This window comes from Erwinia sp. TECH1 (assembly GCF_054057575.1).
The window spans coordinates 2,323,439-2,335,019 of record NZ_JBSRZK010000001.1; the positions used below are offsets into that span (position 1 = coordinate 2,323,439).

An 11,581-nucleotide genomic window follows, 5' to 3' on the forward strand; every position below is an offset into this window, starting at 1 on the left:
AGCTGTCCGTCTGCGCAGGCGCCTGATTTGACCCTTTGGGCTGCATCCTGAGCCGATCGTCTGCGCAGGCGCCTGATCTAAGGCGTTTTCCCGCTCTTAAGCCATTGCTCAACCCCTTCCGCCGGAAGGGGTTTACTGCAAAAGTAGCCCTGAATTTCATCACAGCCGAATCCGCGCAGCATCAGCAGCGTTTCCTCATCCTCCACGCCCTCCGCCAGCACAATATAGTTCAGCTCCTTAAGCATGGTTATCACGTGGCGCGCCACAATCTGGCTGCCGCCGTCGGCAGCAAGCGGCGCGATCAGCGAACGATCCAGCTTGATGACGTCCATTGGAATGCGCTTCAGATAGTTAATATTGCTGTAGCCGCTGCCGAAATCGTCCAGTGCCAGCGTGAAGCCGCGCAGCTTGAGCTGATTCAGGCCGCGCATCGCATCCGGACTTTCCAGCAGCTTTTCCGTTTCCAGGCACTCGATACTCAGCAAATCGCTGGAGAGGCCCGCCCGCAGCAGCATCCTTTCCAGCCAGTCGGCAAAGCCTTCACGGGCCAGATCGCTGACGCTGACGTTGACCGACACGGGCAGGTTAATGCCTTTTGCCCGCCAGAGCTTAAGCTGCGCCAGCACGCTGACGATCACCCAGTCGGTGACGCCAGCCATCAGGTTGGTTTGCTCCGCCAGCGGCAGAAACTGTAACGGCGGCAGGTTGCCGAGGCGGGGATGCTGCCAGCGCAGCAGCGCCTCCATGCCTACCGGCAGGCCGCTGTGCAACGAGATCTGCGGCTGATAAACCAGATAAAGCCCGCCTTCGCTGCGCAGCGCTTCCGCCAGATCGTGCAGCAGCAGAAAATCCAGCTTGCGGCGGTTATCGCTCTCCAGATCGAAAGCGGCGTAGGGCAGGCCCTGGCCGATAGCCTCATGCAGCGCGCTGACGCCGCGCCGCAGCGCTTCAACCGGCGGGCAGAGCGCAGGCGCAAAAGAGACTTCGCCCAGGTGAAGAGTCAGATCGATAGCAATCTCTTCGCCTATACGCGCGCGTACCTGACCCAGCTTTTCGCTCAGCTGTTTTGGCCAGCCGGACGTTTTACCGGCGGAAAGCAGCGCAAACCGGCCTTTCGACACGGTATAAAGCCGGTCATCGTCTCTGAGCTGCAGGCGCGTACGCAGCAGGGCGGCGATGTTTTGCAGCAGAGCTTCCAGCGCATACATCCCCAGCGCGCGGGCGATGTCGTAGGCGCGTGCCATATCAATGCAGTCAATCAGTACCAGGCTGTAGGGCTGAATAATGCCGCCATCCTCCAGCTGCTCCAAATCACGCAGCAGGCTCTGACGATTGGGCAAAAGAGTGACAACGTCACGCAGGCTGGTGTGATACCAGGCGTCCAGCCAGGCGGTCATGATCTCCGCCAGCAGCTCCAGCAGCTTCACCTGTTCCTCAGTGAAAATATGCGGCAGCACGTCCGTAACACACAGGGTGCCGACAATGGCGCCGTCGCGCATTTTCAGCGGCGCGCCCGCGTAAAAACGGATATAGGGCGAGTCTTTAATCAGCGGGTGCGCCTTAAACCGTTCGTCCAGATGGGTGTCGGGACAGACCATGACCTCGCCGCTGGCGAGCGTGTGCCGACAGAGCGCGTCTTCCAGCGAGCTTTGCTGTAGCGAGAAATTCCGCGCCGCCTTAATGTATTGCTGGTGCTCGTTCATAATCGACACGAAGCTACCGGGAATATTCAGCAGCTCGCTGGTGAGCCGGGTGAACTTGCTGAGAATTTCATCCCGTCCCGCGTCGTCTGCTGTCAGCATCTCTAACGCCAGCTGGTAGCGGGTTTCGCCTTGAGGAGTCGGCATTCTGGTGTTCCTGAAACGATTCAAAATGGATGTATGCCGCTTTTCAGGCCAGGCTTAAGGTCTGGTCGCATACAAGCGGCTTTTTATTTTTATCTGACTTTGGTGATGCTATGTCCGATACTGCTGAAACTCTGCCGTCGCAGGAGCGCATTGTGCTCTATGACGGCGTGTGCAAACTCTGTAACGGCTGGGTCAATTTTCTGCTGCGCTATGACAGGCGCCGCACCGTACGCCTGGCCGCGGTTCAGACTGAAAAAGGCAAATCCCTGCTGAAAGCCGCCGGTATGTCGCCTGACGAAATCAATACCATTGTGCTGCTTGAACGGGGGCAGGTTTATCTGCGCGCCGACGCTATTTTCCGCGTTATGCTTGGGCTGCCTTGGCCGTGGCGAGCGCTTTCGGTACTGCGCTTCTGTCCAAAGTTCATCAGCGACCGCTGCTACAATCTGATCGCACAAAACCGTTATCGGCTGTTTGGCCGATTTAATGAGCGACAAAAACCGCCGGCGGACTATCCGGGCCGGTTTATCGACAGGTAACAAACACTACTGGCTTTCGTTGTGCGGCAGGTTATGCTGGAAAATCAACGTATTTATTGCCTGAGGTGAAAATTGTCCGTGCGATTAAATGAATTTCAACAGCCGGTTGGTGAACCGCTTCCCGAATGGACGCCGCGCCCTTTGCCTGAACGCATGGCGCTGGCGGGGCGCTTCTGCGTGCTGGAGCCGCTGGAAAGCGCCCGTCACTATGAGGATCTGCTGGCCGCGTGGCGCGGCGCCGAAGACGATCGGGACTGGACTTATTTGCCTGCCGGCCCTTTTAACGCGGAGGAGCTTCGCGACTATCTTGCCCGGGCCGAAGCCAGCCGCGATCCGCTGCATTTCGCCGTAATCGACCGACAAAGCGGCCGCGCGGTCGGCACGCTGGCGCTGATGAGAATTGAGCCAGCGCACGGCGTGATGGAGGTGGGATACGTGACCTTTTCGCCCGCGTTGAAGCGCACGCCGCTCTCTACCGAAAGCCATTTTCTGCTGATGCGTTACGCCTTCGATCGGCTGGGCTATCGTCGATACGAATGGAAGTGCGACAGCCTCAACGCGCCTTCGCGGCGGGCAGCGGAGCGCCTCGGCTTTCGCTATGAAGGGCTGTTCCGTCAGGCCATCGTCTATAAGGGTCGCAGCCGCGATACCGCCTGGTTTTCCATTATTGATAAAGAATGGCCCGCGCTGCGCGAAGCCTTTGAGCGTTGGCTGGACGTCAGCAATTTTGACGCGGCAGGCGTGCAGCGGCATTCGCTGGCCGATTTACGCCAGCAGCGGGCATAATCCTAATTTTCTTCATATTATTAAACAAGAAGTCATTAACTTTACTAACCTTTTACAGTCTGCGCTGCCGCATTGCTTTCGGGCCGCGCGCATTTTCCCTGTTTAAGGAGCCGGTAAATGACTTCCCAGGTAACATCCCGCCATTCGACTTTTGCGGTGGCCGTTTATTCGCTGTTTCATCCTGTCCCGCTCGGCTTTTTTGTGGCGGGCTGGATCTTCGACATTATTTATCTCTACAGTACCGAAATCTTCTGGACGCAGGCGGCGAGCTGGCTGATCGCTATCGGGTTGATAATCGCGATTATTCCTCGCCTGATTAACCTTGTGCAGGTTTGGGTAGGCGTCTCTTATCCGCAGGGATCGGCGATAAAAGTGCATTTTTGGGCTTATCTGCTGGCTATTATCCTGGAAATCTTTAACGCCTTTATACACAGCCGCGACGCGTGGGCCGTGGTGCCTGCCGGCGTTATTCTCTCCACCCTGGCGGTGGTTCTGATGCTGTTCGCCAACGTGCAGCTCGCCGTGCGCGATCGCACCGCTTAAGGAGGAGTTATGAAAACGTCAACCACACTCTCACTGCTGGCCGTATCGGTTTCGCTGCTGCTCGCCGGCTGTGACGACGGCGCTAAAATCGATCCTGCAAAGCAAACCGGTGCAAATCCGGAGCTGCCGGCGGCAAAAAACTTCCTTGTCCCACCCATGAAGGTTCCGAACGGTACGTCATGGAAGGAGGGTGAAAAGCCCAAAGTCGCGGATGGCCTGAAGATAGAGAAAGTTGCGGACGGTTTTCAGCATCCGCGCCAGCTCTACACGTTGCCAAACGGCGATATCCTGGTGGTGGAAGGCAGCGCTCCGGCAGCGCCGACCAGCCAGCCGAAGCAGCTGGTGACCGGTCTGGTTCAAAAGGCCTCCGGCAAGGGCGGCGCCGGCGGCAATCGCATTACGCTGCTGCGCAGCAGCGACGGCAAAAGCTGGCAAAAATATCCTTTCCTGGAAAACCTGCGTTCGCCGTTTGGCGTGCAGCTGATCGGCGACACGCTGTATGTGGCGAATGCCGACTCGCTGATGAAATATCGGTATGAGAGCGGCGCGACGAAGATTACCGATCCCGGCACCGAGCTGACCGAGCTGCCGGGCGGGCCTATTAACCATCACTGGACCAAGTCGCTGCTGGCCAGCCCGGACGGCAGCAAACTCTATGTTGGCGTCGGCTCCAACAGTAATATCACTGAAAACGGCATCGGCGCGGAGTATCGTCGGGCCGACATCCTGGAAGTCGATGCGGCTAGCGGCGCCAGCCGGATCTACGCCAGCGGGCTGCGCAACCCCACCGGGATGCAGTGGGAGCCGCAAACCGGCAAGCTGTGGGCCATCGTTAACGAGCGCGATGAAATCGGTGCCGATCTGGTGCCGGACTACCTGACTTCGGTACAGGAAGGTGGCTTTTACGGCTGGCCTTACAGCTATTTCGGCCAGCACGTGGACGAACGCGTGCAGCCGCCGCGCCCGGATCTGGTGAAAAAAGCGATTAAGCCTGACTATGCGCTCAGCTCGCACGTGGCGCCGCTGGGACTGTGGTTCTATACCGGCACCAACCTGCCGGAGAAATACCGTGGCGGCGCTTTTGTCAGCGAGCACGGCAGCTGGAACCGCAAGCCGCTGAACGGCTATCAGGTGGTGTGGGTCGCCTTCCGCAACGGTATGCCGCAGGGTCAGCCAGAGCCGGTGGTCACCGGCTTCCTCACTGACGATCAAAAATCGGTTCGCGGCCTGCCGGTAGGCCTGACCATGGATAAACAGGGCGGCCTGATGATTGCCGACGATGCCGGAAACGTGGTCTGGCGCGTCACCGGCGCGACTGCGCCTTAACTTTATTATCAACCTCTGCCGCCGTGGTGGCGCTGTAAAAACGGCGGCGCGTCCTTTTAAATTTGTCATCACTATCAAGCCGCCCGGCATTCTGCCCGGCGGCTTTTTTGCGCGGTTTTCCAGGGACTATTTGTGCGGGTGGTCAGACGCTGAGCAAATATCCGCTTGCGGTTAAGATATATCATAGATATATTTTCCTCCGCTATTGAGAATAATTACGGTTTACTATTACGGGCCAGCCCCCGTCAGGAGAATTATTTTGACCGAAAAAACAGGTCGCGCTCCCCGTCGCGTAAGAAATGAACTGCGTTTTCGTCCGGTAGAAGTGATTGCGAAAACTTTCGTCGCCAACAGCTTCTACCGCATTGAGTTCGGCGGCGAAGCGCTGGCCGGTTTTAATTCGGCGGGCTTCGACGATCACGTTAAGGTCTTTTTCCCGGATCCCGCCACCGGCGAGCTTTATCTGCCCCAGGTCACGGAAGAGGGCATCGTCTGGAAAGACGGCATTCGTCCGCTGGCGCGCGACTACACGCCGCTGTACTTTAACGCGCAGAAAAACAGGCTGACGTTGGATTTTTATCTGCACGAGTCGGGCGTAGCCAGCGACTGGGCCGTTACGGCGCACCCTGGCGACAGGCTGGCCATCGGCGGCCCGCGCGGCTCGCTGATCGTGCCGGAGGATTACGCTTTCCAGCTTTACGTCTGCGATGAAACGGGGCTGCCCGCGTTCAAACGACGGCTGACCTCGCTTGGCGACAGGCCGGTAAGGCTTTATGCCTTTGTCGACGCAGCGCAGGGCAAAGCCTATCTCGGCGATCCGCCAAACGTGGAAATCGTCTGGCTGGGCAGCGGCAAAATGCAGGCTGGCGTCGGATCGCTTATCGCCGACCTGGATAAGGTTGCCTTACCGACGGACGACTACTTTATCTGGCTGACGGGCGAAGGCGCGGCGGTGAAGCAGCTCAGCGACTACTTTATCGGCAAGCGCGAGCGCGACGCCGATTTCGTCCGTGCAGTGGCTTACTGGCACGATAAGTAGGGTTGTTGTATTTTTCAGGGGGCTAACTTACTATCAATCCCCTTCAAACAGGCTCGGGCAGGCGATGAAATCACAGCGCAGTTCTCAATATGACTTATCCGGCGGCCCGGCCAGCGCCGCACGGAGAAAACGGCGTGAAAAGATGCTGGACGCCAGCGACGTTCGCCTGCTGCTTCTGCACTTTATCGCACAGGGCGCCGCACACGGCTATGAGCTAATCAAGACGATTGAAGAGCTATCCAAAGGCGAATACAGCCCCAGCCCCGGCATTATTTATCCCAACCTGACGCTGCTGGAAGAAATGGAATGCATCGAATCCCGCGATCCGCAGGCGGCGCGCAAGGCCTATAGCCTGACCCGGGAAGGAGAGCGCCAGCTGGCAGAAGGGCAGGAAATGCTGCATGACATCATTAACCGACTCAGCTCGATGGCGATCCTCGTCAATAACCGCAGCATTCCGGAAGTGGAGCGGGCCATCAACAATATGCGTATGGCGCTGAATATGCGCCTTTCCCAGTCGGCGCTGCCGCAGCAGACGCTGCACGACATCATTGATGCGCTGGATGAAGCCGCGCGTAAAATCGAGCGCAGCTGATGCAGGGCCATTTGCCTATCAACATAAATAATCACGTTTTTTTTCTAATGTTACCGGTAACTTTGCCGATATAAGTCGCTTCTGAAACAATAATCAGGTGTGGCTATGTCCGTTTTTTCCCGAATCAAAACCTCCTCGTTCTTGCTCAGCACGATCATTGCCTTCGGCACCCTACAGCTTGTCGCTGGCATCCTCTTCCTCAGCGCGCTGGATCACAATAAAGAGAGCTTCGAAACCGCCTCGACGGCCAGCGATCAGGTGACCGCGCTGACCAATGCCTGGTATGAACTTAACGCGGCGCGTGCGGACGTTAACCGCGTGGTGATCTGGCTGCAAAAAGAGGGGCCGACCAGCAGCGTAGTGGGCGGTATGGTCGCGCACGGCAAAGCGCAGCTGGCGCTGGCCGATCGCGATTTTAAAAACTACCAGAACGGGCCGGTTATTCCCGGACTCGATGCCACGCTTAACAGCAGGCTGGCGCAAAGCTACCAGGCGTACGCCGGACAGCTTAATCAGCTGATGGAAATCGCTTCACGCCGCGATTTAACCGGCCTGTTCAGCATTAACGTTGCGGGCAACCAGAAGATTATGCAGGGCGATTACGATCGCTGGCGCGCCGCCGTTGGCCAGCTGTCGAAGACCACCTCCGCTGAAAGCAAGCAGGTATTCACGCAGATGCTGTGGCTGATGGGCGCTATTTTGCTGGTGGTGCTGAGCGCTGTGATCGTGAGCTGGTCGGTGATCAAACGCGTGCTGATCCAGCCGCTGGCGCGCGCGCTGGGGCATATCAACGCTATTGAACAGGGCGATCTGACGGAGCAGATAGCGGTCGATCCGCGCGCCCGTAACGAGATGGGCCATCTGCTTTCCGGCCTGGCGGTAATGCAACAGTCGCTGGTGAAAACCGTGGGTAACGTGCGCAACGGCGCGGATACGATTTTAACCGGCGTCAGCGAAATTGCGGCGGGCAACAACGATCTCTCATCCCGTACGGAAGAGCAGGCAGCCTCGCTGGAGCAAACCGCCGCCAGCATGGAACAGATCACCGCCACGGTGAAGCAGAACGCGGACAATTCGCATCAGGCGGCGAAGCTGGCGCTTTCTGCCGCGCAAACGGCGGAGAAGGGCGGCGCTATCGTGGACGGTGTGATAAAAAGCATCTTTGGGCTACAGGAAAGCTCTAAAAAAATCGCGGAAATCACCGGCGTAATTGAAAGCATCGCTTTCCAGACCAATATTCTGGCGCTGAACGCGGCGGTAGAAGCCGCCCGCGCTGGCGAAAACGGCCGTGGCTTTGCGGTGGTGGCGGGAGAAGTGCGCAACCTGGCGCAGCGCAGCGCCGTAGCGGCGAAAGATATCAACGCGCTGATCGCTGAATCCTCGGCCCGCGTTGACAACGGTTCCCGGCTGGCCGGACAGGCGGAAGAGTCAATGAGCGGTATCCTTAGCTCGGTACAGCAGGTACGCGATATCATGGATGAGATCTCCTCTGCCTCTGAGGAGCAGAGCCGGGGCATCAGTCAGGTCGGCATCGCGGTGTCGGAACTCGATCAGGTGACGCAGCAGAACGCCGCGCTGGTGGAGCAATCTTCTTCAGCCGCCGCCTCGCTGGAAGAGCAGGCCGCTCGCCTGAACGAAGCGGTAGCCGTGTTTCGCCTGGCCGGCAGGAAAGAGGTAGCCCGTCGTTCTGGCGTGACAGCGCTGAAATCGCCGGTGCTGGCGACCGCCTCAACGGATAACTGGGAAGCCTTCTGACCGGCGTTTAAACGTTATTAATCAAAGGCCCGATCTGTCTTCGGGCCTTTGCGTTTGCCGTCAGATCTCGCTGTAGCGAACCGCCTCAACAAACTTCGCAAAGGCGGAGGTATGCTGGCGGCGGCTGGGGTAGTACAGGTAATAGCCCGGAAAAGGCGCGCACCACTCTTCCAGCACCTTTTCCAGCTGGCCTGCCTTAACCGCTTCCTCAACGGTATCCTCAGGCACCATCGCCAGGCCAATCCCTGCCACGGCAGCTTTAATTCGGGTTTGCAGATTATTCAGCGTCAGCTGGCCGTCCACCTTCACGCGGATTTCGCGCTGAGCTTTAGCAAACTCCCAGGCATAGATGCTGCCCATGGTCGGCAGGCGCATATTGATGCAGTTGTGCTGCTGCAGATCCTGTGGCGTAGCGGGCCTGCCGTAGCGAGCGAAATAAGCGGGCGAGCCCACTACAACCATCCGCCAGTCCGGCCCGATCCTGACGGCAATCATATCCTTTGCAACCTGTTCGCCCAGCCGTACGCCCGCGTCAAAACGGCCGCTGACGATATCCGTCAGGGAATTATCGGACATAATTTCGATATTCACTTCCGGCCACGCCTGTAAAAACTGTTCTACTGCGGGCCACAGGGCGAAGGTAAGGGCGTGCTCGCCCACGTTAAGGCGAATATTGCCTGACGGCCTGTCGCGCAGTTCATGCAGGGCAGCCAGCTCGTTTTCAATCTCTTCAAGGTGCGGGCCAATGGTTTTTATCAGGCGTTCGCCCGCTTCGGTAGGGGCGACGCTGCGCGTGGTTCGGGTTAACAGACGCAGCTGCAGCCGCTCCTCCAGCCCGCGTATGGCATGGCTTAAAGCGGACTGGGAAACGCCCAGCCTGGCCGCCGCGCGGGTAAAGCTTCTCTCGCGAGCGATCACCATCAGCGAGATAAGGTCGTTAAAATTTTCTTTCAGCATGGCTATCTCAGAGGTGAACAAGGCAGGGAACCAAGTGTAACCTGGCTGGGGCCGGGGTGCGACGGCTTCCTGCCATTCACCTGAGTAATTCTAAATTAAATCAAAGCACTGCAAAAAAGGCAGGCTTATCTTTACGGCAAAAGCGGGCCAGGTTTTTGAATCCGTCGCGCGTGCGGCATTTTCGCTTTATTCTGGTCATTATTGGTACTTTTTAAGCGCTTTTTTCCGCTAATCTGAATGTTGCCCCGGCGTTTTTTAATCAGAAATTTCTTATTCAGTTACCCTGTTTTTTACCTCTCTTTTTGCCCGGGAAATTCGGCGCAATCCAGAAAGTGCTCTCGATGAAAACAGAACTATCTTAATTACAAAATCGCTACAAGCTATCTCAGGTGAGCAAATAAAAGCGGCAGTGGCGCAGATATTAACCGGACATCATTTTTACAAATACTAATACTTTAAATGTAGGGCAGAAGAAAAGTCCTGGTCCGGTTCGGGTCGACCAAATCTTATATAAGCGGCTGTTATATTTTTATTGATCTCACTCAATTTTGTTAACCTTTTGTTTACTTTTTTCTGATTAAGGCTGGCCTCTATTTTACGTGTCGGATAGAGTTGTTGTGTCAGAGAAGGAGGCCGCAATGCGCCAACAGGCCCGTGATGCCTGGCTTCTTACTTTTCAGAAAAAAATATGAGACGGTAAATGTAACATTTTATTTCATGTGGTGTCTTTCTGTGTATATTGTTGCAGCCAGTATTAACCGGGGTGCTTCGCCAGATTGACGACAAATTTTAACTAAATTTTAACTATTGCCTGCGTAAGCATCACCGCTTTTAGCAGCAACTATTTTGCCAGTTTTGATATTAAGAATATGCCTGTATTTACTTGCGACGGCCGATGTGATGGAGTACCGGGGCGTCATGGAATGAATACCAGGGCAAATTTGAATTCTAATAACATTACTCAGTGCGGTTAGCATTATTTTCTATGAGGTGGCGGTATGAGAGTCGGCGTATCTAACGATAACTACCCGGAGAAACGGACGATAATTGTTGATGCTGACGTGGAATATGTGAACTTCAAAAACAAGAATATTTATTCTTATATAAATCTTCTGAACATGAAGTTTCTTAAAAAAGACAAAATTTTCCTGTTTCGGCCGCTGGTCGGTTCGCAGAAAAAAAACATTGATGTCTTTCACGTTTTCAACGAGATAGCAATAACCGACCGTAAATGGGTGGCGACGTTTGAAACCGAGCTGCCACGCATCCTGCCGCCTAAAAACGGCAGCAAAGAGGACAATCGCGCAAAGCTGCAACGGCTCTCTTCAGCGCTGACAGCCAATAATTGTTTAGCGCTGATCGCGCTTTCCGGCGCGGCCTATAAGATGGAAATGAAGCTGTTCAACGACAGCCCGGAGCTGTCGCGCGTGCTGCGCGACAAGATGGTGGTTATGCATCCGCCGCAAAAGCTCTATATGACCGAGCGACCGGCGCGTAATGCCGCCGACCCGGTTCATTTTGTTTTTATTGGCAAAGACTTTTATCGCAAAGGCGGCGGCGAAATCGTGCAGGCCTTCGGCGAACTGCTGGCCGCCAACGCTATCCAGCCGGAACAAATCAAAGTTACGCTGATAGGCGATCTTGAGAAAACGAACAACTACGCGTTCGGCCCTTATCAGGACGATCCGGCGTTTGCCCGTGAGACGGAAGCGACCATTGCCCGCTACGATCTTTTCGAGCATCACAGCGCCATGCCGAATGATAAAGTGATGCAGCTGCTGCAAAAAGCGGATGTCGGCCTGCTGCCAACCTGGGCTGAAACCTATGGGTTTTCCGTGCTGGAGATGCAGTCCTGCGGCTGTCCGGTGATCACCACTAACGTGCGTGCGCTGCCGGAAATCAATCCGCAAGAGGCGGGCTGGTTGATTAGTCATCCGCTGAACGACGATTGCGACTATGCCATTACTTCTCTGCAAGACCGCGATGCCCTGCGTCGTAAAACGGTCGACCGCATGAAAAACATTATTGAGGATATTATTCGCCATCCTGAACAGATCCACGATAAAGCCAATGCGGCTATCGCCAGGATCCAGTCTGAGCATAACGTAGAAGCGTATCAGGCCAGGCTGAAGAAGCTTTACAGCAAATAACCTCACCACGCTTAAACAACGCCGGGAGCATGCTCAGTCTCCCG

General features: G+C 56.0%; 10 protein-coding genes. 8 read left to right on the plus strand and 2 right to left on the minus strand.

Features of this window, described 5'->3' with window-relative positions; all coding sequences use genetic code 11:
• Positions 1–77: 77 nt before the first annotated feature.
• Positions 78–1,847, minus strand: coding sequence for a sensor domain-containing diguanylate cyclase (locus ACVWZ0_RS10905; RefSeq protein WP_253454271.1), 1,770 nt, complete (start codon positions 1,845–1,847; stop codon positions 78–80).
• Between the two features lie 110 nt (positions 1,848–1,957).
• Here ACVWZ0_RS10905 and ACVWZ0_RS10910 point away from each other — a divergent pair, with 110 nt between their 5' ends.
• The 7 genes from ACVWZ0_RS10910 to ACVWZ0_RS10940 all read left to right on the plus strand — a co-directional run bounded on the left by ACVWZ0_RS10910 (position 1,958) and on the right by ACVWZ0_RS10940 (position 8,430).
• Positions 1,958–2,386 (plus strand): thiol-disulfide oxidoreductase DCC family protein, encoded by a 429-nt coding sequence (locus tag ACVWZ0_RS10910; RefSeq protein WP_253454270.1) that lies wholly within the window; start codon positions 1,958–1,960, stop codon positions 2,384–2,386.
• Positions 2,387–2,458: 72 nt separating this feature from the next.
• On the plus strand, positions 2,459–3,172 hold the full coding sequence (locus ACVWZ0_RS10915) for a GNAT family N-acetyltransferase (RefSeq protein WP_253454269.1): 714 nt from the start codon (positions 2,459–2,461) through the stop codon (positions 3,170–3,172).
• A 117-nt stretch (positions 3,173–3,289) separates the two neighbouring features.
• Complete coding sequence (locus ACVWZ0_RS10920; RefSeq protein WP_253454268.1) at positions 3,290–3,715, plus strand: DUF2231 domain-containing protein; 426 nt, start codon at positions 3,290–3,292, stop codon at positions 3,713–3,715.
• A gap of 9 nt (positions 3,716–3,724) precedes the next feature.
• Entirely contained in the window at positions 3,725–5,041 is a 1,317-nt protein-coding gene (locus ACVWZ0_RS10925; RefSeq protein ID WP_253454267.1) for a PQQ-dependent sugar dehydrogenase, read from the plus strand.
• 256 nt (positions 5,042–5,297) lie between these two features.
• Positions 5,298–6,080, plus strand: a complete 783-nt coding sequence (locus ACVWZ0_RS10930) for a siderophore-interacting protein (protein WP_253460984.1) — start codon at positions 5,298–5,300, stop codon at positions 6,078–6,080.
• Positions 6,081–6,144: 64 nt separating this feature from the next.
• The gene (locus ACVWZ0_RS10935; protein ID WP_253454266.1) at positions 6,145–6,675 is read left to right on the plus strand and encodes a PadR family transcriptional regulator; all 531 of its coding nucleotides are present in this window, start codon (positions 6,145–6,147) and stop codon (positions 6,673–6,675) included.
• A 105-nt stretch (positions 6,676–6,780) separates the two neighbouring features.
• A complete protein-coding gene (locus ACVWZ0_RS10940; RefSeq protein ID WP_253454265.1) occupies positions 6,781–8,430 on the plus strand; it encodes a methyl-accepting chemotaxis protein in 1,650 nt (549 codons plus the stop codon).
• A 60-nt stretch (positions 8,431–8,490) separates the two neighbouring features.
• Here ACVWZ0_RS10940 and ACVWZ0_RS10945 read toward each other — a convergent pair whose 3' ends face one another.
• Positions 8,491–9,387, minus strand: coding sequence for a LysR family transcriptional regulator (locus ACVWZ0_RS10945; protein WP_253454264.1), 897 nt, complete (start codon positions 9,385–9,387; stop codon positions 8,491–8,493).
• A 998-nt stretch (positions 9,388–10,385) separates the two neighbouring features.
• Here ACVWZ0_RS10945 and ACVWZ0_RS10950 point away from each other — a divergent pair.
• On the plus strand, positions 10,386–11,537 hold the full coding sequence (locus ACVWZ0_RS10950) for a glycosyltransferase family 4 protein (protein WP_253454263.1): 1,152 nt from the start codon (positions 10,386–10,388) through the stop codon (positions 11,535–11,537).
• Positions 11,538–11,581 lie beyond the last annotated feature (44 nt).